General features: G+C 64.1%; 29 protein-coding genes and 1 pseudogene. 17 read left to right on the forward strand and 13 right to left on the reverse strand.

The annotated features are described in order from the left end of the window. Positions 1-62: 62 nt before the first annotated feature. Positions 63-890: a DUF72 domain-containing protein gene (locus NVV79_RS13085; protein WP_303990140.1), complete on the forward strand. Its 828-nt coding sequence runs from the start codon at positions 63-65 to the stop codon at positions 888-890. A gap of 83 nt (positions 891-973) precedes the next feature. Further along, positions 974-1,480, forward strand: a complete 507-nt coding sequence (locus NVV79_RS13090) for a disulfide bond formation protein B (protein ID WP_303990143.1) — start codon at positions 974-976, stop codon at positions 1,478-1,480. 29 nt (positions 1,481-1,509) lie between these two features. Here NVV79_RS13090 and NVV79_RS13095 read toward each other — a convergent pair whose 3' ends face one another. The 8 genes from NVV79_RS13095 to NVV79_RS13130 form a co-directional block, all read right to left on the reverse strand. After that, on the reverse strand, positions 1,510-1,803 hold the full coding sequence (locus NVV79_RS13095; RefSeq protein WP_303990144.1) for a type II toxin-antitoxin system RelE/ParE family toxin: 294 nt from the start codon (positions 1,801-1,803) through the stop codon (positions 1,510-1,512). Continuing rightward, entirely contained in the window at positions 1,800-2,054 is a 255-nt protein-coding gene (locus tag NVV79_RS13100) for a type II toxin-antitoxin system ParD family antitoxin (protein WP_303990146.1), read from the reverse strand. The genes NVV79_RS13095 and NVV79_RS13100 overlap by 4 nt, the downstream gene beginning before the upstream one ends. Before the next feature lie 58 nt (positions 2,055-2,112). After that, positions 2,113-2,670, reverse strand: a complete 558-nt coding sequence (locus NVV79_RS13105; protein ID WP_056232976.1) for an HNH endonuclease — start codon at positions 2,668-2,670, stop codon at positions 2,113-2,115. A gap of 125 nt (positions 2,671-2,795) precedes the next feature. After that, the gene (locus tag NVV79_RS13110; RefSeq protein WP_303990156.1) at positions 2,796-3,458 is read right to left on the reverse strand and encodes an alpha/beta hydrolase; all 663 of its coding nucleotides are present in this window, start codon (positions 3,456-3,458) and stop codon (positions 2,796-2,798) included. A gap of 96 nt (positions 3,459-3,554) precedes the next feature. Continuing rightward, positions 3,555-4,361, reverse strand: a complete 807-nt coding sequence (locus NVV79_RS13115; protein WP_303990159.1) for an outer membrane protein — start codon at positions 4,359-4,361, stop codon at positions 3,555-3,557. 117 nt (positions 4,362-4,478) lie between these two features. Further along, positions 4,479-5,561 carry a helix-turn-helix transcriptional regulator gene (locus NVV79_RS13120; RefSeq protein WP_303990162.1) on the reverse strand — a complete coding sequence of 361 codons (1,083 nt, stop codon included), beginning with the start codon at positions 5,559-5,561 and terminating at the stop codon, positions 4,479-4,481. Further along, entirely contained in the window at positions 5,536-6,717 is a 1,182-nt protein-coding gene (locus NVV79_RS13125) for a PAS domain-containing protein (RefSeq protein WP_303990165.1), read from the reverse strand. Before NVV79_RS13125 ends, NVV79_RS13120 begins: the two co-directional genes overlap by 26 nt. Positions 6,718-6,815: 98 nt before the next feature. Then, positions 6,816-7,475 (reverse strand): DNA-3-methyladenine glycosylase, encoded by a 660-nt coding sequence (locus NVV79_RS13130; RefSeq protein ID WP_303990167.1) that lies wholly within the window; start codon positions 7,473-7,475, stop codon positions 6,816-6,818. A 13-nt stretch (positions 7,476-7,488) separates the two neighbouring features. Here NVV79_RS13130 and gluQRS point away from each other — a divergent pair. After that, positions 7,489-8,347 (forward strand): annotated as a pseudogene (gluQRS, locus tag NVV79_RS13135) (tRNA glutamyl-Q(34) synthetase GluQRS). Positions 8,348-8,477: 130 nt separating this feature from the next. On the opposite strand, the gene NVV79_RS13140 reads toward gluQRS, so the two are convergent. After that, the gene (locus NVV79_RS13140; RefSeq protein ID WP_303990169.1) at positions 8,478-9,431 is read right to left on the reverse strand and encodes an NAD-dependent epimerase/dehydratase family protein; all 954 of its coding nucleotides are present in this window, start codon (positions 9,429-9,431) and stop codon (positions 8,478-8,480) included. A gap of 89 nt (positions 9,432-9,520) precedes the next feature. On the opposite strand from NVV79_RS13140, the gene NVV79_RS13145 reads away from it, so the two are divergent. The 6 genes from NVV79_RS13145 (at position 9,521) to NVV79_RS13170 (ending at position 12,442) form a co-directional block, all read left to right on the forward strand. Further along, positions 9,521-10,426, forward strand: a complete 906-nt coding sequence (locus NVV79_RS13145) for a LysR family transcriptional regulator (protein WP_303990171.1) — start codon at positions 9,521-9,523, stop codon at positions 10,424-10,426. 6 nt (positions 10,427-10,432) lie between these two features. After that, entirely contained in the window at positions 10,433-10,633 is a 201-nt protein-coding gene (locus NVV79_RS13150) for a twin transmembrane helix small protein (RefSeq protein WP_303990174.1), read from the forward strand. Positions 10,634-10,644: 11 nt separating this feature from the next. Then, positions 10,645-11,241 (forward strand): cob(I)yrinic acid a,c-diamide adenosyltransferase, encoded by a 597-nt coding sequence (locus tag NVV79_RS13155; protein WP_303990177.1) that lies wholly within the window; start codon positions 10,645-10,647, stop codon positions 11,239-11,241. Next, entirely contained in the window at positions 11,241-11,924 is a 684-nt protein-coding gene (locus NVV79_RS13160; protein WP_303990180.1) for a rhomboid family intramembrane serine protease, read from the forward strand. The genes NVV79_RS13155 and NVV79_RS13160 overlap by 1 nt, the downstream gene beginning before the upstream one ends. A 99-nt stretch (positions 11,925-12,023) precedes the next feature. Continuing rightward, a complete protein-coding gene (locus NVV79_RS13165; RefSeq protein WP_303990182.1) occupies positions 12,024-12,206 on the forward strand; it encodes a putative motility protein in 183 nt (60 codons plus the stop codon). A gap of 17 nt (positions 12,207-12,223) precedes the next feature. After that, on the forward strand, positions 12,224-12,442 hold the full coding sequence (locus tag NVV79_RS13170) for a hypothetical protein (protein ID WP_303990184.1): 219 nt from the start codon (positions 12,224-12,226) through the stop codon (positions 12,440-12,442). Here NVV79_RS13170 and NVV79_RS13175 read toward each other — a convergent pair. Continuing rightward, complete coding sequence (locus tag NVV79_RS13175; RefSeq protein WP_303990185.1) at positions 12,439-13,101, reverse strand: redoxin domain-containing protein; 663 nt, start codon at positions 13,099-13,101, stop codon at positions 12,439-12,441. The two genes, NVV79_RS13170 and NVV79_RS13175, sit on opposite strands and share 4 nt — an antisense overlap. 14 nt (positions 13,102-13,115) lie before the next feature. Between NVV79_RS13175 and argH the strand changes: the two genes are divergently transcribed. After that, positions 13,116-14,564, forward strand: coding sequence for an argininosuccinate lyase (argH, locus tag NVV79_RS13180; RefSeq protein ID WP_303990187.1), 1,449 nt, complete (start codon positions 13,116-13,118; stop codon positions 14,562-14,564). 234 nt (positions 14,565-14,798) lie between these two features. Then, positions 14,799-15,521, forward strand: a complete 723-nt coding sequence (locus tag NVV79_RS13185) for a gamma-glutamylcyclotransferase (RefSeq protein ID WP_303990189.1) — start codon at positions 14,799-14,801, stop codon at positions 15,519-15,521. Here NVV79_RS13185 and lysA read toward each other — a convergent pair. From lysA to NVV79_RS13200, 3 genes are all read right to left on the reverse strand, one after another. Further along, the gene (gene lysA, locus NVV79_RS13190) at positions 15,518-16,771 is read right to left on the reverse strand and encodes a diaminopimelate decarboxylase (protein WP_303990192.1); all 1,254 of its coding nucleotides are present in this window, start codon (positions 16,769-16,771) and stop codon (positions 15,518-15,520) included. The genes NVV79_RS13185 and lysA overlap by 4 nt on opposite strands. 71 nt (positions 16,772-16,842) lie before the next feature. Further along, positions 16,843-17,253: a response regulator gene (locus NVV79_RS13195; RefSeq protein ID WP_303990195.1), complete on the reverse strand. Its 411-nt coding sequence runs from the start codon at positions 17,251-17,253 to the stop codon at positions 16,843-16,845. Continuing rightward, positions 17,253-18,131 carry a zinc-ribbon domain-containing protein gene (locus tag NVV79_RS13200; RefSeq protein ID WP_303990196.1) on the reverse strand — a complete coding sequence of 293 codons (879 nt, stop codon included), beginning with the start codon at positions 18,129-18,131 and terminating at the stop codon, positions 17,253-17,255. The genes NVV79_RS13195 and NVV79_RS13200 overlap by 1 nt, the downstream gene beginning before the upstream one ends. 219 nt (positions 18,132-18,350) lie before the next feature. Here NVV79_RS13200 and ftsE point away from each other — a divergent pair, with 219 nt between their 5' ends. From ftsE to rpmF, 6 genes are all read left to right on the forward strand, one after another. Continuing rightward, positions 18,351-19,013: a cell division ATP-binding protein FtsE gene (gene ftsE, locus NVV79_RS13205; protein WP_056258285.1), complete on the forward strand. Its 663-nt coding sequence runs from the start codon at positions 18,351-18,353 to the stop codon at positions 19,011-19,013. After that, on the forward strand, positions 19,006-19,935 hold the full coding sequence (locus tag NVV79_RS13210; protein WP_303990199.1) for an ABC transporter permease: 930 nt from the start codon (positions 19,006-19,008) through the stop codon (positions 19,933-19,935). Before ftsE ends, NVV79_RS13210 begins: the two co-directional genes overlap by 8 nt. Positions 19,936-19,938: 3 nt before the next feature. Further along, entirely contained in the window at positions 19,939-20,448 is a 510-nt protein-coding gene (locus NVV79_RS13215) for a YcxB family protein (RefSeq protein ID WP_303990202.1), read from the forward strand. Between the two features lie 19 nt (positions 20,449-20,467). After that, a complete protein-coding gene (locus NVV79_RS13220) occupies positions 20,468-21,277 on the forward strand; it encodes a 1-acyl-sn-glycerol-3-phosphate acyltransferase (protein ID WP_303990205.1) in 810 nt (269 codons plus the stop codon). A 127-nt stretch (positions 21,278-21,404) separates the two neighbouring features. Further along, positions 21,405-21,749, forward strand: a complete 345-nt coding sequence (locus tag NVV79_RS13225) for a hypothetical protein (RefSeq protein WP_303990208.1) — start codon at positions 21,405-21,407, stop codon at positions 21,747-21,749. 324 nt (positions 21,750-22,073) lie between these two features. After that, positions 22,074-22,253 (forward strand): 50S ribosomal protein L32, encoded by a 180-nt coding sequence (gene rpmF / locus NVV79_RS13230; protein ID WP_146290592.1) that lies wholly within the window; start codon positions 22,074-22,076, stop codon positions 22,251-22,253. Positions 22,254-22,297: the final 44 nt, after the last annotated feature.

The raw sequence follows: 22,297 nt of genomic DNA on the forward strand, positions 1-22,297 counted from the left end.
AACCTGCCGGTTGCCAAGCACCGCCGCTCCGGGCAAAGCTCGGGCGGCGGAGGACCATTGGCATGACAATGCAAGGCGCAATACGCACGGGAACGGCCGGCTGGGTATTCGCACCCTGGCGCGGCACCTTCTTTCCTGATGGCCTCGTGCAGAAAAAGGAGCTGGCCTATGCCAGCTCCCGCCTCGGCAGCATCGAGATCAACGCCACATTCCGCGCCAATCAGAAGCCGGAGAGTTTCGCCAAATGGGCCGGCGAGGCGCGCGAGGGTTTCGTCTTTTCCATCAAGGGGCCGCAGCTCGTCACCCATATCAAGCGGCTGAAGAATTGCGAGCAGGAGCTGGCCAATTTCTTCGCCTCCGGCCCCCTGGCGCTGGGTGCCAAGCTCGGCCCCTTCATCTGGCAGCTTCCGCCCAATGTCAGCTATAACGGCGACGTATTGAGCGCCTTCCTCAAGCTGCTGCCGCGCACCACCGCCGACTATGTCGCGCTGGCCAGCAAGGCCGACGAGCGGCTCAAATCGGCGCCCTTCCTCACCACCGACGGCGTCGGCCCCATCCGCCACGCCATCGAGATGCGCAATGCCAGCTTCGATATGCCCGAGGTCAATGCGTTGCTGGCCGAGCACAATGTGGCCCGCGTCATTGCCGACACGGAAGAAAACCCCGCGCGCGAGCTGACCGCCGATTTCGCCTATTGCCGCTTGCAGGGCCCGATACGCGGCGACGGCTATCAGCAGGCCGATATCGACGATTGGGCCACGATCGTCAAAGCCTGGGCCGAGGCCGGCAAGGACGTGTTTGCCTATTTCGTGCACGAGGACAAATTGCACGCCCCGGCCAATGCCATCGCCCTCCGGCAGGCTGCCGGCATCAGCCTGCCGGGCGACTGATCACAAGCCTGTTCCCCGCTGGAATTTGCCGCAATCACGGTCTATTCCGGCCCCTGTTTCAGCGTCACCCAAGAGTTCCCAGCATGGCTGCATCCATCCTTCACCCGCTCGACAAGAAATCGGCCGGCCTTGCCTTCGTGCTCGGGCTGGTGGCGATCCTGGGCGCGCTCGCCAGCCAATTCATCGGCGGGCTGGTACCCTGCGAGCTCTGCCTCGAACAGCGCCTGGCCTATTACTGGGGCCTGCCCATCCTGCTGGTCGTGCTGCTGACCTGGAACCGCCTGCCGTTGACCGTTTGGTACATCGCCATGGCCATTGTCACCGCCATCTTCGTCTGGGGCGCCTATATGGGCGGATACCATGCCGGCGTCGAATGGGGCTTCTGGCCGGGACCCACCGCCTGCACCGGCATCGGTGAGACCATGGATTTCGACGCGCTGAGCAACCTGACCCCGGTCATCGGCTGCGACGTGGTCCAGTTCCGCTTCCTCGGCATTTCCCTGGCGGGTTATAATGCACTGGTCTCGGTGGCCATCGTGGCGCTGCTGGGCATTTCGATTGCAGCGCAGATGCGGCATAGGCGGAGTTAGTAGGCGAGGCTCTGACTGTCAGATCGCAACTAGCTATCCAGAATTCTGCGATGATCCATGGCGTCGTTCAGGATGTGAACCACCACGACATCGTTGGCGCTGCTAACCTGATAGTAGATTGAATAACCTTTATACGGAAATCGCCGCAAGCGCTGTCCGTAGTCGGCGACAATAGGGTGACGAAGCGGCTGCCCGGCAAGGACGTGGCAATTGGCTACCAATTCCTGAACGAATGACACGGCGCGCAGCGGGTTATCGGCAGCGATGTAGCCGGCAATCGCTTCGAGGTCCGCCTCCGCCTCGGCAGCAATCGTTACCGTCATGACGACTGCTCATCCGCCATGCGCTGGTACTTGGCGATCAGGCGATCGGCCACCTCATCGAGCGGCTTGACGCGCCCTTCCTCGACATCCTTCATCCCACGTTCAAGCGCCGCCCGCAGTCGCGCCTCGCGCTCCTGCACCAGCCTTACGCCTTCGCGCAAGACTTCGCTCTTGGAGTTGTAGCGGCCGTTTTCGACCAGGTCGGCTACAACTTTTTCGAGGGTGTCACCCAGTTCGGCGCTGATGGCCATAGCTTCTCTCCGCTTGAGACAAGCCAATAATAGTTATTGGACCACAAGCCTGCAAGCCTTACGGCTCCAGCTCAATATCCCAGTAGAGATAGTCCAGCCAGCTCTGGTGCAGGTGGTTGGGCGGGAAGGCGCGACCATTGTTGTGCAGGTCATGCACGGTGGGATGGTACGGCTTCTGGTGCGGGAACATGCGGATTTCGCTGGGCAGGCGATTGGCCTTGCGCAGGTTGCAGGGCGCGCAGGCGGCCACGACATTTTCCCACGTGGTCTGGCCGCCCTTGGAGCGCGGAATGACGTGGTCGAAGGTCAGGTCATCCTTTGAGCCGCAATACTGGCACTGGAAGCGGTCGCGCAGGAACACGTTGAACCGGGTAAAGGCGGGATGGCGCGCCGGCTTCACATAGTCCCGCAGCGAGACCACGCTGGGCAGTTGCATCTCGAAGCTGGGGGAGTGGATGACCGTATCGTAATGCGAGACGATATTCACGCGATCCAGGCACACGGCCTTGATGGCGTCCTGCCACGACCAGAGCGATAATGGATAATAGCTGAGAGGCCGGAAATCGGCATTCAGCACGAGGGCGGGACAGGCCTCAGGCGACACGTGGATCGTCACTTGAGTCTCCCGGAACGGGAATCGAGTAAGTCCATAGCTCCCTTATACTAAGCCCTTTGTGTCAGGGCTGTGAAGCGGGGAGCAGAGCGTTTTCAGGAAAAAGTGGTGGCCGGGTTCCCCGCCGCCTATGTCGCCGCGATTCTCTGGATGAAGGCCGTGGCGAAAGCCAGCCCGTCCGGGGCGATGCCGTGGCCGACGCCTGCGCTGACATGATAGGCCACGTCATAGCCGGCCAGCCGCAAAGCCACATCGGCATCGGCGCTGAGTTCGGGATCGACCACCTCGTCCAGGTCGCCATGCACCAGGCAGACCGGGCTTTTGGCCAGGGCCGCACTGCCGAAACCCTCCGGCGGCACGAAGGCGCCGGAAAAGGAGATGATGCCCATGAGCGGTTTTTCGAGCGACAGCCCCACATGCAGCGCCATCATGGCGCCCTGGCTGAAACCGGCCAGAATGGTGTTTTCCGGCCCGATGCCGCTCTGGCGCCACAGGTCTTCGAGGAATTCGACCAGCACCGGCCGCGCCTGCGCCACGCCGAGCTGGCGGCTGGCCAGCCGGTCGCCTTCGAAGGCGATATCGAACCACTGAAAGCCCGAGGCCAGTTGCCGGCATTGCTCGGGCGCATTGGGCGAGATGAAGGCCGCATCGGGCAATACGCCCTGCCAATGCGGCGCCAGCCCGATCAGGTCATTGCCATCGCTGCCATAGCCATGCAGCAGCACCACCGCCTGCTTGGGAAGACCGCCGGAGGCGGGCGGCAGCATGGGGCCGGAGAGTTTGACGGACATGGCGACCTCGAACCTTGCAATGGGTTCCGCCTAGCATGAACGTCCTGCCCTGGCGAGAAATGAGTCCGGCCGGAGGTGAGCCGGACTCCAGTTGGGTCAGAAGTGGTAGTTGACGCCCGCCTTGAGCTGGTGCGTAGCCGCATCGAACGTGCTGCCGCCCCCGCCGAGCAGTCCGCCCAGCAAGCTCGATGGTCCTATCGCGCTCGGCAGGTTGAGATAGCTGTATTCCGCCGATACCGAGACCGCATCCGTCACCATGGCCTCGATGCCGACGCCGAAAGTCGGGCCGACGATCAACTGGGTGGTCGAGCCCGAGCTGGGCAAGTCGATATTCGGCAGGCCGATCAGTCCGCCCGGATCGGCCAGCGTTACCCGCGAATTGTTGGTGATGGTGACATTCGCCAGCGCCGCACCACCCTTGAGGTAGAACATCCAGTTGTCCTGGGCGAAGCCGACGCGGCCCTGCAGCGTCGTATACCAGTCGAGGCCGAAGGTGGTGACATCGCTGTAGTCGATCGTCGCGGTGTTGACGCCGTCGGTCATGCTCAGCGCCGCCACCGTGCTGTTGGTCTTGCCGAAGCCGCCCAGGCCACCGCCGAGCTCCACACCGAGCACCAGTTGCTCCCGCTGGTAATTATAGCCGGCCGCCGCCCCGCCAAACAGGCCACTGATGCGGCCATTGCTCGAATCGAGTGTACCCGACAGCACATCGCCACCGCCCAGGTCGAGCGTGGCCGGCCCGATGCTGGAGGAGGATGCGCCAGCCGAATCGAGTGCATAGCCGCCATAAATGCCGGCATAGAAGCCCGCCCAGTCCGTCGTCGATTGCCCCAGAGCACCGCTCGTGCCCAGCCCCAATGCCAGGGCACCAATCGCCAGCTTCGATAGTGTCGCTTTCCCCACCGGTTCTCTCCCGTGATCCATGATGGGAAAGCCTTGGCGCAACACGATTGTCGCCACATCCGTCATTTGAATGAGCCGGAGCGACTGAAAGGCGGCCTGTGTCCCGCCGGACACAGGTCAGGGCAGCGCGCCGCTGACCCCTTTGAGCAGGGCGATGAGCTGGCCCTGCTGGCGCGTCCCGGTCTTGCGCAGCACCTGCGCCAGATGCGTGCGCGCCGTGGCCATGCCAATGCCGCGCTGCTGGGCCACTTCGGCCAGGGTAAGGCCGGCCGCCAGCCCCGCCGCAATCCTGGCCTCGGCCACCGAAAGATCGAACAGCCCGCGCAAAAGGGGTTCGGTCGGCACATTGCCGTCGGCCGAATATCCAGTCACCGCGACCATGGCGGCGCCCTGGTCGAAGATATCGCTGGCGGAGCGGCGCAGCGGAATGACATGGGCGACGATGGCGCGGTCGGAATCGACCAGTTGCATCGGAATCGAGCGCACTTCGGGGACGGGCTCGCCCTGCTGTCCAGGCAGGGCGGCCTGCAGCAACTGGTCGGCAAATCGGTCGCGTGCGGCGAGCCGGCCGAAAGCGGCGGGGCGCAACACGTCGGTCAGCGCCTCGAACGTGGAATTGCTGGCGATCGCCACCCCCCTGGCCGAGATGATCGCCGCGGGAATGCCAATGGCCTCCAGCGCAGCGACACCGGCATTGGCCCGTTCCAACTGAAGCCGCCACGCCATCAGGCTGGCGCGCGCCAGATGCGGCCTGAAGCCATCCAGCAGGGCCAGGTCGCTTTTGTCGAAATCGGGCAGGCCGCGCTGTCGCTCGAAGGTGAACAGGATGAATTCCCCATGCGGCATGTCCACCACTGAGCCGACCTGCCAGTCGGCGCCGATCCTGACCATGTTATCGTCGTAAGGGTTGCTTCCGTTGCGCTCGTCCTCGGTGAAGAAGTCGGCGCGTTCGAGAAATCCGGGATATTTCATCCGGCGCAGGCGAAGCGCAGGAGCGTTTTCATACCAGACGGGGCCACGGGAGAAATCCGCCAGGGTGTCGACCACATTGGGCGTTGCGCTGAACAGGGGGGGCAGCCTCGGGTCGACGATCAGAATGGCGCCGGAATGCGCGCCGGCCCTGGTGGCAAGCTGGCCCAGCACCTCCGGCCAGAGTTCGGGGACAAAGGCGGCTTCATAAATCCGATCGAGGATGCTCAAGCTTGCCGTTCCTGCGGGGGGCGGCTTGTCGCCCGTGAGATAGGGGATCGGCAACACCGAGAGCAGTAGTGACACCAACTGGCTTTGCTGGCCCGTGCCGGTCTTGCGGAACAATTGCACCAATTGCGTCCGCGCCGTGGGCATCGAAATACCGCGTGCCGCCGCGGCCACCGCCAGGGTCTGCCCCGTCGCCAGGGCGGTCGCGAGCTGGGCTTCCCTGGGCGTGAGATCGAACATGGCCCGAATGCGCTCTTCGAAGCCCGGCGTCAGCCGCTGCGAGAAGATCCTGCAGCCCGACATAGGCCCCATGCAACGCCGGCAATCCCTGCAAGAAGAGATTGTCGGCAGGCACGATCGAGAGCGCGACGGCATGCCCGCTCTCGGGATGGGTAGCGATCATGTCGGCGCCGCTGCCGCGCATCGGTTCTTCCACACAAGCCTGTTGCAGAGCCGTCATGAACCGCCGCGCCTGGGCGGGCTGACTGAAGCGTAGCATATTGTGCTGCGCCGTGACTGCCGGCTGCGGCTGCGCCAGCATGGTCTCGGCGGCCTGGTTGGTCCAGACCAGCCGGCCGCCAGGGTCGACCGCCATCCAGCCGACGCCCTGCGCATTCAATATCCGCCCGGTCTGCTCGAGTTGGCCGCGCGCAAACCGTATCTGCAAACCCAGCGCGTGGGACAATGTGGTGTTGAGGGCCAACAGCGGAACGGTCTCGCGTCCACTATATTTGTCCGAGCGCCCGCCGCGACTGAACATGAAATAGCCGGTAATCCCGTCCCGCGCGACGAGACTGTGGACGGCCGCGCTGTGCTGGTCCTGCGGCCGCATCCAGGCATCGAAGAACAACGTCTGCTCGAACCGATCCGACACTGCTTCATCGAGCAGGATATCACCCTGGCGCAATCGGTATATTGCCGGGATAAAGGGGTTCTGATCGAGAAGGTCCGTATAAAGCTGCTTGTATTCGGGTCCGCAATCGCCGTGCAACTGGACATGGCCGCCCGAGCGCTGATCGAACAACGACAGCGCCACAAAATCGGACCCGACAAGGTCACGCAGCATCGACGCCACTGACGCCCAACCATCGGTTTCCAGCACTGCCTGGTATAGCTGGACCTTCAGGGCATCCAGTTCGGCAACAAGATCTCCAGCCATGGCAATACTTTCGCGGTCTTGGCCTCTAATCTGCCACTCAACCACCGGCCTGCCTATCATTCAAATGAATGAGATTGCTTCGACCCACTCGCAGCATGTCACAGAAGGATTCCCTCGCGGTCACGCATGACCGCAAAATAGCGCCAGAACAGCAAGGCGGCGGCGGACCTGTGCGGCGTCCAGCCGGCGGCAATGCCGATCATGTCCTTGATGGCCGGGCGGGTGTCGAGCCTAAGCCCGTGCTGCACCGCCTTGAGCAGGGCCAGGTCGCCCGCCGGAAACACATCCGGATGGCCGGCGCAGAACATGAGATAGACCTCGGCCGTCCATGGCCCGATGCCCTTATGGGCAACGAGATAGCGCACCGCCTCTTCGGCCGGCAGGGTTTCGAGATGGTCGAAATCGAGCGTGCCGGCAACCATGGCCTCGGCAATGGCCCGCACGGTGCGGAACTTGCTGCCGGAAAAGCCGGTGCCACGCACCTGCTCTTCGGTCAGGGTGAGATAGGTCAGCGGATCGAGCGCACCGGCCAGGTTTTCGAAGCGGGTCCAGATGGCATTGGCGCTGGCGACCGAAACCTGCTGGCCGGTTATGACCTTGGCCATGCCGGCAAAGCCGCGCCTTGCCACGCGCGGCTGCACGTCGCCGGCGAAATCGCGCACCGGACCGAGCCGCGGATCGATCTCCACCAGGGCATCGATATGGCCGGCAATGGCCGCAACGCTGTCGAGGCGCGGTGACGGCGCAAGCAGGCTCATGTAGAAACGCCTCGTGTCAAACCAGTCATCCAGTCCCGTCCTTCGCTTCGCGCCCAGCCCCAATGGGCTGCTGCATCTCGGCCATGCCTTTTCCGCGCTTTACACCTGGCAGGCTGCCAGCCTGCTCGGCGGCACCGCCCTGCTGCGGATCGAAGACATCGACACCGAACGCAGTAAACCCGAATTTACCGCCGCGATATCACATGACCTGCATTGGCTCGGCCTCGACTGGCCCGAGCCGGTATTGCACCAGTCCCAGCATATGGACGCTTACGTCGAGGCGGGCAACCTGCTGCGCGAGCATGGCCTGCTCTATCCCTGTTTCTGCTCGCGCAGCGAAATTGCCGCCGCCGCCGAGGGCACCGATCCCGATGGCGCCCCGCTCTATCCCGGCACCTGCCGGCATCTCGACCGCGGCGCCCAGATCGCCCGGCTGGAACGCGGCGACCCGGTGCAGTTCCGGCTCGATACCGCAAAGGCCATGGATCGGGTCGGCATGCTGACCTTCACCGTCGTAGGCCCTGTTGTCACCGACCGGCCGCAGATCCGCCATGCCCGGCCCGAGCGCTGGAGCGATGTGGTGCTGCAGCGCAAGGGTACGCCATCGAGCTATCACCTGAGCGTGGTGGTGGATGATGCGGCGCAGGGCATCACCCATGTGACGCGCGGCCGCGACATGGAAGCCGCGACCGATATTCATGTCCTGCTGCAGATGCTGCTGGGCCTGCCGTCCCCCGATCTACAATTTCCACCGGCTGATCCTGGACGATGCGGGCAGGAAGCTGGCCAAGTCGCGGGGGTCGGAAAGCCTGCGGGATTTGCGGGACAAGGGCTGGACGCCGGAGGACGTGCGGCGGGCGGTGGGGCTCTAGCCGAAGTGGCGTCATGAGTCCCGGTACCCCTCATGGTGAGCCTGTCGAACCACGAGGGCGTGGTACAGGTGCGCTCCACTCGCTCGACCTCGTGGTTCGACGAGCTCACCATGAGGTCTTGGCAATTCCGTCAGGCCGCCACCCGGCCTTGCTCGCCCAGCAGTTCCGTCACCGTCGCCGCAACCGCCTGCTCGAACGGCGTTACGAAATCTGGCCCCAGCAACCCATCAAGCCGCTGGTCGGTGAGCTCCATCTCGTTCAGCCACAGATAGCGCATGCGGTAGATATCGCGCATGACCGGATTGACCAGGCCCACCGCGCGCAGCATCCACCAGGCCAGCGGCGCCGGCTCCAGCGGCTTCGGTGCAGCCTTGCGAATGGCCGTCAGCATCTGGCGATGGCTCACCCAATGGCCGGCAAAGTGGAAATTCTCGAATCGGGCAAGGCGCGCCCGCTGCTCGGCCAGGGCCACGAAGCCGCGGCCGAGATCGGGCAGATAGGCCCAGCTATGGCGCAGGTCGAGATCGCCCATGTGGTAGACCTTGCCCTTGGCGTGATCCATCAGCATGGCCGCTTCGAACCATTCGCCGCGATTGCCCGGCCCGTAGAAATCGCCGGCCCGCAGGATGATGACCTGGAACCCGTCCTCGCGCGCCGCCCTGGCCAGCATCTGTTCGAGCCGGATGCGGACGGCGCCGCGCGGCGCTTCGGCATCCTGCCGCAGCTCGGGTCCGACCACGCGATCCCCGGCGCGGTAGTTGTAGATGGTGCCGGGAAACAGCAGCGTCTTGCCGCTGCCCTTCATGGCGTCCAGCACCACCTGCAACTGCGCCTCGGCCCGGCCATTGCCCCAGCGGTCATAGCGCAGATGCAGGCCATGCACGACCACGTCGGCATCGGCGATGGCGGCCTTGACCACATCAAGGTCGTCGGCATCCCCAGCGATGAAATTCGTGCCCGCGACCGGACGGCGATTGGTTCGGCCCAGGCCCGTGACGGCCCAGCCGGCTTGGTGAAAGGCGACCATGGCGGCATTGCCCAGATGGCCATTGCTACCCAGAACGGTGACGTTATCCTTGCTCATGATGTGTTCCTCGATTGCTTGATGACAGCATCATGCTCGATACGTTATCGTATGACGATTGACAGATATCGTGGGTTCAACATTCAAGAATGAATAGGCAACCGGATTGGGCACTATGGCGCAGTTTTGCCGCCGTAGTGGTGGAAGGCTCGCTCTCGGGCGCGGCGCGGGCCATCGGGCTCAGCCAGCCCACGATCGGCCGGCATGTGGAAACGCTGGAGGCCGACCTTGGGCTGAACCTGTTCGAGCGGACCATGAACGGCCTCAAGCCCAATGCCACCGCGCTCCGCCTCTATGAGCCGGTGTTCCGCGCCCAGGCGGCTTTGGCGGAGGCCGGCATCGTCGCGGCGGGGGCGCAGGAAGATGTCGGCGGCACGGTGCGGCTCACCGCCAGCGTCATGATCTCCAACTATGTGCTGCCCGAGCTGCTGGTACCCATCCGCGACCTGCATCCGCGCATCGCCATCGAAACCGTGCCCTCCGATTCGGCAGAAAACCTGCTGATGCGCGAGGCCGATATCGCCGTTCGCATGTTCCGGCCGACCCAGCTCGAACTGGTCACCCGCTATCTGGGCGATATTCCGCTGGTGGCGGTGGCGCATGAAAGCTACCTCGCTCGCCGCGGCCGGCCGCTGGAACTGGCCGACCTGTGGGAACACGACCTCATCGGCTTCGACCGCTCGGACGCCATCCTGACCCATGCACGGGCGCTGGGCTTTTCCATCACCCGCGAACATTTCATGCTGCGCTCGGACGACCAGACCCATCTGTGGGAATTGATCAAGGCCGGGCTGGGCATCGGCTTCGGCCAGCTCAACCTGGTGCGACGCACGCCGGGCATGGTGGCGCTGCCGCTGGACCTGGGCATTCCGCCGCTGCCGATCTGGCTGACCACGCACAGGGAATTGTTCACGTCGCACCGGATTCGTGCCATCTATGACGCGCTGGCCGAGGGACTCACCGCCTATATCAATGACCAGCAGACCAATCGGTAGGACCCCATGCAGACCGCTCTCAATATCGCCATCGCCCTTGCGCTGCTCTTCGTCGTCATCGTGCTCGGCATGGGCCTGTGGAACATGATGAAGGGCGGGCCGGGCAATACCAGCCAGCGCCTGATGCGCCTGCGCGTCGCCGGCCAGGCCGTGGCCCTGATCCTGCTGCTGGGCGCGCTGTTCTTCTTCGGTAGCGGGCGCGGCTAGGGCCGCCAGCCATGATCAAGCTCAACCGCATCTATACGCGCACCGGCGACGACGGCACGACGGGCCTGGTGCGCGGCCCGCGCCGGGCGAAATACGATCTGCGCATCGACGCCTATGGCACGGTCGAGGAAGCCAATGCCACGATCGGCATGGCGCGCCTGCATACCGGCTCCATGCCCCGCATCGACATGCTGCTGGGCCGCATCCAGAACGACCTGTTCGATGTGGGCTCTGACCTGGCGACACCGGGCGCCGACGCGCCCGATGCCGAATATCCATCGCTGCGCATCCGCCCGGTGCAGACCGAATTCCTCGAAAAGCAGATCGACCACTACAATGCCGAACTCGAGCCGCTCCGCAGCTTCATCCTGCCCGGCGGTTCCCCGCTCGCGGCCTCCCTTCATGTTGCCCGCACCGTGACGCGCCGCGCCGAGCGCATCACCGTGGAACTGGCCGCGGCCGAGCCCGATACCAGCCCCGAAGCCCTGCGCTATCTCAACCGCCTCTCTGACCTGCTCTTCGTGCTGTCGCGCGTAGCCAATGCCAATGGCACCAAGGACGTGCTCTGGGTCCCCGGCAACCATGGCGACGTGAAGAAGGGCGGCTGATGTTCCTGCCGCTGCATGACAGCAACACCATCCGCCACATCCGCTTCCCCTACGTGAATTACGGCCTGATCGCCGTCACCACGCTCTGCTTCCTGGTGCAGGCGGTGCTGCCGCCCGCCGTCTTCGATCAGGCCACCATCAATTTCGGCATGATCCCCATCGTGGTGCGCGACGTCTATCCCCAGCCGGTACCCTGGCTACCCGATTGGGCGACGCTGCTGACTTACCAGTTCCTGCACGTCAACTGGCTGCACCTGCTCAGCAACATGCTGTTTCTCTGGGTCTTCGGCGACAATATCGAGGACGCGCTGGGTCACGCCAAATTCCTGATCTTCTATCTCGCCTGCGGCGTCTGCGCGGCCCTGGCGCATCTGGTGTTCAATCTCAACGACAACGGCCCGCTGATCGGCGCTTCGGGCGCCGTAGCCGGGGTCATGGGCGCCTATATCCTGCTCTATCCCCATGCCCGGGTCTTCGTGCTGGCGCGCATCGTCATCCCGATCCCCCTGCCGGTCCCCGCCTTCTGGATGCTGGGCTTCTGGGTGGCGACGCAACTGTTCTACGTGCTGATCGGCTCGGAGGAACCCGTGGCCTGGTGGGCGCATCTGGGTGGGTTTGTCGCCGGCGTGGTGCTGGCGGCCCTGCTCAAACGGCGCGACGTGGCGCTGCTGGGCGGGCGCTAGTTCCAGACAGATTTCACGAAATTGCCACGATTGCCCAAGGGTTTGTTCATAACCGCTGCCTAGAGTTGGCCGTGGACTGCCAGCGAAAGGAGGTCCGCGATGAATACCGACCTCTCGATGCAGATGCTGCAGATGAACTCGATGAAGCTGCAGAACAGCGTGCAGATCGCCGTGTTCAAGAAGGCGCATGAAATGCAGACCGACCTGCTCGAAAGCCTGATGCAGACAGCGCTTTCGGCGCCCCCGCCCGGACAGGGCGCCAGGGTCGACAAGCTGGCCTAGCCGCTGGAGGATCCTCCATGAGCGCCGCCATCGGCATCAGCCCCGCCATCATGATCAGTCGCAAGGCTCACCAAGCCGCCGGACAGGGCAATGCCCTGCTCGAAGTCGCCCGCCTGCGCGCCGATCTCACCGTGGCAGCGCAGCGCGAACATGACAAGGCGACATTGCTGCACCCGGAAGCCGATATCGCGCCCCCGGCGATCTATACCGGCGCCGATGTGGATCGGCTGGTCTAGGAAACCAGCTCGATCATCTTCTCCACCACGGCCTCACCATCGGGCGTGTCCCAATGCGCCGGGCCCTGCAGCACGGCCAGTTCGCACCCATTCTCGTCCAGCACCAGGGTCGCCGGCAGGCCCACGGCCACTGCCTGCTGCTTGAGGCGCTCGAAAGCGGCGAACGTGTCGTCGGCAAAGAGCGGCAGGTTGGCAAAGCTGTTCTCGTCGAGGAAGGCCTGCGCCTTTTCCTGGCCGCCGGCCCCGATATCGAGATTGATGGGCAGCACCATGAAGGCGTCCGAATTGTATTTGGTGGCCAGCGCGTCGAGCGCGGGCATTTCCTCGCGGCACGGCACGCACCAACTGGCCCAGAAATTGACCAGCAGCGCCTTGCCCTTGAAATCGCCGATGGTCATGTCCGTGCCCTCGGCGTTCTTGAAGGCCATGGTGGCATAGCCGCGCCCCTCGCCGGTGCCGTTGAGTGCCGCCAGTTCCCCCACCGCCGCCATGTCGATGGCCTCGGCGGCTTCCCGCTGGACGGGGCATTCCTTTGCCTGCCCGGCATTGCCGAGCCACACCCACGCCGCTATAGCTACCGCCAATCCCGCTACGCCCAGGATGACCCACAGCCGGACCCGGCTCGTCTCTCCCCGGCGGGGTGCTTGCGTATCGGTCATAGAGGTCTCCAGCAATGAGCAACAAGATGTGGGGCGGACGGTTCGCCACCGGCCCCGACGCCATCATGGAAGAAATCAACGCCTCGATCGGATTCGACCAGCGCCTGTTTCGCCAGGATATTGCCGGATCGGTAGCCCATGCGACAATGCTCGCCGAGACGGGCATTCTGACGCATACGGACCGCGATGCCATCATCGCCGGTCTAGCCGAGGTGCTGGCTGAAATCGAGGGCGGCAGCTTCACGTTCTCGCGGGCGCTGGAAGACATCCATATGAATGTCGAAAGCCGGCTGCGCGAAAAGATCGGCGATGCCGCCGGCAGGCTGCATACGGCCCGCTCGCGCAACGACCAGGTGGCGACCGATTTCAAGCTCTATGTGCGCGACACCATAGATACGCTGGTAACCCAGGTGCATACGCTGCAACTGGCGCTGGTCAACCGCGCCGAGGAAGAAGCCGAAACCATCATGCCCGGCTTCACCCACCTGCAGAGCGCCCAGCCGGTGACCTTCGGCCACCACCTGCTGGCCTATGTCGAAATGCTCGGCCGCGATGCCGGGCGGCTGCTGGACGCGCGCAAGCGCCTCAATGAAAGCCCGCTGGGCTCGGCGGCTTTGGCCGGCACGCCCTATTCCATCGACCGGAACATGACCGCCGACGAACTCGGCTTCGACCGCCCGACCGCCAACAGCCTCGACGCCGTTTCCGACCGCGATTTCATCCTCGAAACCCTGGCCGCGGCGTCCATCTGCGCCATGCACCTGTCCCGCTTTGCCGAGGAAATGGTGATCTGGAGTTCTGCCCAGTTCGGCTTCGTGCGCCTGAGCGACAAGTTCACTACCGGCTCCTCTATCATGCCGCAGAAGCGCAACCCGGACGCCGCCGAACTGGTCCGCGCCAAGATCGGCCGCATCCTGGGCGCCCTCACCAGCCTCCTCGTGGTGATGAAAGGCCTGCCGCTCGCCTATTCCAAGGATATGCAGGAAGACAAGGAAGTCGCCTTCGACGCGCTCGACTCGCTCAGCCTGTCGCTGGCCGCCATGACCGGCATGGTGGGCGACCTCGTGCCCAACCGCGAACGCATGCGTGCCTCGGCCTCGGCGGGCTTTTCCACCGCCACCGACATTGCCGACTGGCTGGTACGCGAGCTGAACATCCCCTTCCGCGACGCCCATCATATTACCGGGCAGATCGTGGCTCTGGCCGAGCAGAAGAATTGCGGTCTCGAAGGGCTGACCATCGAGGACTTCAAGTTCATCGACCAGCGCATCGACAGCCGCATCCACAAGGTGCTGACAGTCGAGGCCTCGGTCGCCGCGCGGCAGAGCTATGGCGGCACGGCCCCGGCCAATGTGCTTGTTCAGGCCGCCCGCTGGAAGACCGAACTGACCGGCCAGCCGCATGACCCTCGCCCGCTTGGCAAGAAGAAGCATGGCACCCATGGCGATGGCGGGGTTGAATAACTTCGAACCGGCCTCTGGCAAAATCGCTCCAGTGGAGCGATTTTAGGTGAGAAGGCCATGAGAGCTACGCTCGAATGGCTAAGGGGTTGATTTGGCACGGTTCCCCCCTCTCCCCTCGTGGGAGAGGGTGCCCGAAAGGGTGGGTGAGGGGGTCTCTTCACCATCGCAACCCCCTCATCCGGCGCTACGCGCCACCTTCTCCCACGAGGGGAGAAGGGGAATGGAGAGCGGTGTATGTCACAACCACCCCGACAGATGCGCCTCACCGAGCGCCATGTCGGCTACCTCAAGCCCGAAAACCCCTCCGAGGATTTGCCGCCACCGCCCTCGGGCATGCGCGCGGCCACCCCGGAGGACCATGCCCGCACCATCGACATGCTGCTCGGGCCTGACCGGGACCATGACGAGGTCTGGATCTTCGCCTATGGCTCGCTGATCTGGAAACCGGCCTGCGACTTCGTCGAGATGCGCACCGGGCTGGTCCGTGGCTGGCATCGCGCCTTCTGCCTGGGCTGGAACAACCGCTTTCGCGGCAGCGACGCCAATCCCGGCCTCATGCTGGCCCTCGACCGCGGCGGCGCCTGCAATGGCGTGCTCTACCGCCTGCCGCCGGACCAGATCGACGAGGCCATGACCCAGTTGCTGGAGCGCGAAATGGGCTGGTTCCCCTCGCCCTTTCCGCCGCGCTGGGTCAATGCGCGTAGCGGCGACCGCATGATCCGCGCCCTCACCTTCTGCATCGACCGCAATTCCGGCCGCTATGTCTCGGGTCTCTCCGTGGAGGAAATCGCCGACGTGCTATCGAAAGCCGTGGGCTCGCGTGGCTCCATGGCCGAATATCTCTTCGCCACCGTGCGGCATCTCGAAGATGTGGGCATCCACGATCCCCATCTCTGGCAGTTGCAATCGCTTGTCGCCGACCGCATCGAAGCGGCCTATGAGCCCGATAGAGGCTAGGCTTCGAGATCGAGCAGAGCCGCGATCGTCTGCCGCTTGCGGATGACCTTCAATTCCCCGCCATCGAGCAGGACTTCCGGCGCCAGCGGGCGGGAATTGTAGTTGGACGACATGCTCGCCCCATAGGCGCCGGCATCCCGCAGGATGGCCAGGTCGCCCACGTTGGGCAAAGCCAGGTCGCGGAATTCGACATAGCCGCCATCGGCCTGGGTGAACACATCCCCCGATTCGCAAAGCGGCCCCGCCACGGCCGTCGGCCCGACATCCCCCGTTACCGGGATGCCCTCTCGGGTGACGAAGACGATATCGTGATGGCTGCCATACATGGCCGGCCGGGCCAGGTCGCTGAAGCCCGCATCCACGATGACGAAGTGGTTGTTCGCCACCTTCTTGACGGCACGCACTTCAGAGACCAGCACACCGGCATTGGCCACCAGGAACCGGCCCGGTTCGAGTTCCAGCCGGATCTTGCCGCCGGTGATCCGCTCGGCTTCCTTCCGCGCCTGATCCCAGGCCGCATGATATTCGGCAATGTCGATCTCGGGCTCGCCCGCGCGATACGGCACGGAGAGGCCACCACCGGCCGAAATGGCCGCGAGCGGCCGGTTAGCCCGCCGCACGCAGTCGAGCATGCTGTCGCAGACCTGGTGCAGGTGCTTGTAGTCCACGCCCGAGCCGATATGCATATGCAGCCCGACCAGCGACAGGCCCAATTCGTCGATCAGGCGCAGGCAATCTTCCAGCTCGTCATACCAGATGCCGTGCTTGCTGGAAGGACCGCCCGTATTGGTCTTGCGGCTATGGCCATGCCCGAAACCGGGATTGATCCTGAGCCAGACCGGATGGCCGCGCCGGGCCGTGCCCACCTGCCTGATCATGTCGGGCGAGCCGCAATTGACCGGAATATCGAGTTCCACGACCCGACGCAGCGTCGCCTCGTCGATGATGTCGGCGGTAAAGACGATTTCGTGATCCGCCGTGCCCGGCTGGTAGCCCGCATGAAGCGCCCGCTCGATCTCCCCCAGCGACACCGCATCGACCATCACGCCCAGGCTTCGCAGCAGCCGCAATATATGGGTATTGCTGTTGGCCTTCTGCGCATAGCGAACGCAATCGAATGCCGCGAGCTGCGCCACACGCTGGCGGATCGGCTCGGCCTCATAGAGCCAGAAAGGCGTTCCCACATTCTGCGCAGCCTGGAGGGCGGCCTGGAGCAGCGCCGGCTGCAATATGTCTGGTCTGATGGTCACGAGCACGGTCTTTCGTCTGGCTGGTGGCGCCGTCTGTAAACCACGAATGGTTCGTGCGAAAGGCTCCGTCGCTACTGCTGCTGCGCCTGCCGGCCCAGCGACACCACTTCCACCGGCCTGCCTTCAAGCGCGTCATCGACCTTCTGGATCAGGTCGGCCAGGGTGAACGGCTTGGTGATGACGTCGTAGATCAGCGCCTCGAGCCCATGCGCCCGCTCGCGCTGGTCGGCAAAGCCGGTCATCAGCACGATGGTGATATCGGGATATTTGGCCGCCACATGCAAAGCCAGCCCGATGCCGTCCATGATCGGCATCTTGATATCCGACAGCAGCAGGTCGAAGCGGCCCTCTTCGCTGTCGACCGTTTCGGCGGCCAGGCCGCCATCTTCCTCGGCGACGACCTCATGCCCCTTCATGGTCAGGGCGCTCACCACGAAGGCGCGCACCGAGGGATCGTCTTCGGCAACCAATATGCGGGCCATCAATGCTGCTCCGGTAGAATGGAATTGTCTGAACCGGCCGCGGCCGGCGTTTCGGCGGCCCTGGTTTCGGCCGCGACGATGGGCGTGCTCTGCCCGCCGGCAAAGCTGAGGCGAACCCGCGCCGCCTCGCCCGGCGGCAGGGTCAACTGGGTGTCGAAGGTCGCGCGCTCGCCGGCCATCAGGTCGCGCACCGAAGGGGTGACGCTCCATTCGTAGATGCCGTTTCCCTGCTCATCGACCAGTGTCACCACGACAGGCGGCACGGTGACCGGCTCGGGCAGCTTGCCGACGATCTGGGCCGAGACAACAAGCACTTCCTTGCCGTCGCGCAGCGTGCGCAGGCTGGACACATTGGAAAAATCGAGCCCCACGACGTTGACGCCGAGCCCGACAGCGCCATAGACGCCGGCCATGGCCGGGAAGCGCTCGACCACCTGCACCCGGCCGAAATAGGCGGTGAGGAGGATCGCGCCGAGCAGCACGAAGCCGGCAATGCGCAAAGTCCGCCGCAGCCGGGCCAGCGGCAGGTCGGCCGCCATGGCGGTCTGCCGGCGCGTGAAGGCACGCTGCCGCCGGCGCAGGATCGCCGCATCGGCCTTGGCGGCGCTCAAGGCCTCGGCCTGCCGTTCCAGCTCCAGCCGTTGCGCCACTTCGGCCGCCACTGCCCGTTCCTCGGCCGACATGACCTCGTCGAGCCCGTCTTCCTCCATGACCGCGAAAGCCTGTTTCTGCTCGGGCGTGGCTTCCTCTTCCTTCTCCAGCGGCTGCTGCTGCCAGTCCCGCCGGCAATGGGCGCACTGCACCTTGCGACCTGCCGAGCCAATGGCCTCGTAGGTCACCTGGTACTTGGTCTGGCAATGCGGACAGGTGATGATCATCGGGCCAGACGGAACGGAGGACGGAATAAGTCAGCCCGACCCTAGCGGGCGGGGGTTAAAACTCCTCAAACCAATCCTGATATCTCGGCAATCCACCACATTTGTGCCGCTTTGCTACTCGCATGGACGCTGGTCTGCGCATACGGCACTCATGGCTGTTATGATGCGCCCGACACCTGATTCGCCTTGATCTGCGCACCAATTGCGGAGCCTCTGTTCTTGATCGAGTTTTCCAATGTCGGGCTGCGCTACGGCAATGGTCCCGAGATTCTGCGGGACCTGACCTTTTCGGTCGAGCCGGGCTCGTTCCATTTCCTTACCGGCCCATCCGGTTCCGGCAAGACCAGCCTGCTCCGCCTGCTGCTGCTTTCGCTCAAGCCCTCCAGGGGCCGCGTCACCATGTTCGGCGAGGATGTGAGCAATCTCACCCAGGATCGCCTGCTGCAGATGCGCCGCCATATCGGCATCGTGTTCCAGGAATTCCGCCTGCTCGACCACCTGACCACTTTCGAGAATGTCGCTTTGCCTTTGCGCGTATTGGGCCAGCCGGAAAGCGAATATCGGCCCAATGTCACCGAACTGCTCGAATGGGTCGGCCTGGGCGAGCGCATGAATGCTCTGCCCTCGCTGCTGTCGGGCGGCGAAAAGCAGCGCGCCGCCATCGCCCGCGCCGTCATCGCGCGGCCAAAGGTGCTGCTGGCCGACGAACCCACCGGCAATGTCGATCCGGACCTGTCGAGCCGGCTGGTGCATCTCTTCGCCGAACTCAACCGGACCTTGGGCATGACCATCATCCTGGCCACCCACGAATTGCCGCTGCTGGATCAGTTCAACTATCCGCGCATGCTGCTCAGCAAGGGCGAGCTGGTGATCCATGATTGAACGCATCCTGCGCTTCTGGCCTTCCCGCAAGGGCGCGGCCCCCATCGTTCCCGAAAAGAGCGTCGCCGGCCGCACCCTGCTGCTGCTCATCACCATCATGAGCTTCCTCTCCGCCGTGACCCTGGGCGGCGTGGTGCTGGTGCAGAAATCGGCCATTGCCTGGTCGGCCGATGTCGGCCGCGAAGTCACCATCCAGATTCGCCCGGTCGAGGGCGAGGTGATGGAGAGCAATCTGCGCACGGCCGTATCCCTGGCCGAATCGACCCCCGGCGTCGCCTCGGCCCGTGCGCTGACCATCGCCGAAAGCCAGCAATTGCTCGAGCCTTGGCTCGGCACCGGGCTCGATCTCACCGCCATCGAAATCCCTCGCCTCGTCGTGGTGCAACTGGCCGATCCTACCGATGCCGATATCGAAGGGCTGGGGCGCAACCTCGCCGCGGTCAAGGGCGCGAGCCTCGACACCCATGCCGCCTGGCGGCAGCAGCTCAACACCATGGCCGGCACTATCGTGCTCTCGGGCCTGCTCGTGCTCATCCTGATCGGCGCCGCCACCGTGCTCGCCATTGTCTTCGCCACCCGCGGCGCCATGGCGACCAATCGCGAAATCGTCGATGTGCTCCACTATATCGGGGCCTCCAACAAGTTCATTGCCGGCGAATTCCAGGGGCGGTTCCTCTCCATCGGGCTGCAGGGCGGGCTGTTGGGCACGGTCGCGGCCATGCTGTTCTTCGCGCTGATCGGCACGGCGGCCGGCAATATGCTGTCGAGCGAAGCCGGCGCCCAGGTCGGCGTATTGTTCGGCCGCTTTGCGCTGGGCCTGGACGGCATAATCGGCATTCTGGCCGTGGTGCCGGTCATCGCCGCGCTGACTGCCATCACCTCGCGCGTCACCGTCCGGCGCTTCCTCGCCGAGACGTCCTGACACATGGCGGATCGGACCGAACCATTCGCCCTTGTCGTCGATGACGTGGTCGCCGGCAGCCGGCTGTATTCCCTCACCGGCCTCAGACAGAGGAAAGTATGGATCGCCTGGACCTGCCTCTGGCTGGGTTTCCTGGTCTTTCTGGCTTTCGTCAATGGAATGGATCGGGCCCTTGCTCGATGGCCCATGCTGCTCGGGATTTCGCTCCTGCCCTTCCTGGCCATCCTTCTGCTGGTCTGGATTCTGGGGCCGATCTCGGCGCGACGCATGTTCCGCCAGCAGAAATCCCTGCAGGGCCAACTGGTCTATGCCTGGACGGATACCGGTCTGCATGTCGAGAGCGAATATGGCGCTTTCGCCATGCCATGGAGCCATTTCATCCGCTGGGCCGAAGACGACCGTACTTTCCTTCTCTTCGAGTCCGACCGGCTGTATAGGATGATACCGAAAAGGGTCCTGACGGCCGACCAGCAGGCAAGCCTGCGTCGCGCGCTGGTCGGGGTCGGCGCGTAACGGGAGGCCGGCAGGCAGCATGACGATCATCCAGGCCCTGCGCACCGCGCTGTTCTATTTCGTCTTTATCGGCCAGACGGCAATCGTCGCCTTCATTATCGGCACCATTGCCCTGGTCAGTGGCCGCACGCCGCTGAGCTGGAACCTGGCCGTATTCTGGTGCCGCTCGAACCTGGCCTATCTCCGCGTGCTGACCGGTGTGAAAACCCGGGTGACGGGCATGGAAAACATCCCGCCCGGCGGCTGCATCATCGCCGCCAAGCACCAGAGCGACTGGGACGTCTTCTCGATCTTCCCCCATACCGGCCGGCCCGCCTATATCGTCAAGAAGGAGCTGATGCGCATTCCCTTCTTCGGTTGGGCAGCACGTTCGCTCGACTGTATAGAAGTCGACCGCAAGCGCGGCGCCGAGGCCATTCCATCCATGATGCGCCAGGCCCATGCCGCCATCGACCGCGGCTGCCGCATCGTCATCTTTCCCGAGGGCACCCGCAAGGCGCCGCTGGCGCCGCCCGACTATCGCCAGGGCATCGTGCGGCTCTATCTCGAGCTCAACGTGCCCGTCGTGCCGGTGGCGCTGAATTCAGGGCTGTTCTGGGGCCGAAACAGCCTCGTCATCTGGCCGGGCACGGCCGAGGCGAAATTCCTGCCGCCCATCGAGGCGGGCCTGTCGGCAGACGTCTTCCTCGACCGACTCAAAAAAGCCATCGAATCGGAATCCAACGCCCTCATCCTCAAGGCCGATGACCTCGGCCTCTCCCGCCCCGTCGGACCCGAATTGCGTGCACGCCTCGATGCAATCAGACAGAACAGCAGCGCGAGCGCCTGACCACTACATATTGACGAAATCCGCAAACACCCACATACATATAGTCATCGGATGCAGAGGCGCTTGACATGCCCTGCATTTTGTTCTATTTTTGTTCTTGTTTGATACCCGCTGCGGGGATAGCGTGATGGCTGGCTATGGCGAGAACAGGGTAGTGGTCCACGGCTTCGGCCGGCAGAGCGACTGGCGCGGCCGGTCCGGGCGGGCCTATGGCCTGGTCAGCGAAAATCTCGAACGCTTCGCCATGACCGATGCCGATCTCTATCTCATCGCCAAGGGCAATCATGTGCTTTGGGTCGGCTCGACCGGCGAACTGGTCGCCGATCCGATGAGCCGCACGCGCTTCCGTCTGGCGCTCGATTGTGCCGACCGCGCCTACCGCCTGCTCACCCCTGGCGCCGCCGCCGAACGCCTCACCACTATCTGGGACCTCGAAGGCGCCGAACCGGCCCAGGGCATGCAGGCGGCTTAACGTCATCGCCACGCCCACCGGATCCATCCTCCCCCTTGTGGGGAGGGAAGCGAGATAGGACTTAGCCCTTGCTAAGTCCGTGATCGAGCAGGGTGGGGGTATGCCGCCGCATAGGCGATGGTTGAGAGATCACCCCACCCTTGGTCCCTCCCCACAAGGGGGAGGGAGACGACTGAACCATCCGGCAAAATCCCACCCAAGACTCCGCGCAAACCCCCTAGCCAAGCCCGCACACTTGCTCTATAGAGCCGACCAATCCCTTTCAGAGATGACCTCTCTGGGCCGCTCTGGCGGCGCAACGATATTGAATTCGGAGTACCGACCATGGCAGTGCCAAAACGCAAGACCTCGCCGATGAAGCGCGGCTTCCGCCGCTCGGCCGACGCCCTTGCCGCCCCTTCCTATGTCGAAGACAAGGATTCGGGCGAGCTGCGCCGTCCGCATCACGTCGACCTCAAGACCGGCATGTATCGCGGCCGGCAGATTCTCGACGCCAAGAAGTAAACGAAAGACGAGGCGCGCCTTGCGCTCGTTTCTGTTATGCAACG

It is taken from the genome of Devosia ginsengisoli (assembly GCF_024707105.1).
GTDB classification, from domain to species: Bacteria; Pseudomonadota; Alphaproteobacteria; order Rhizobiales; family Devosiaceae; genus Devosia; species Devosia ginsengisoli_A.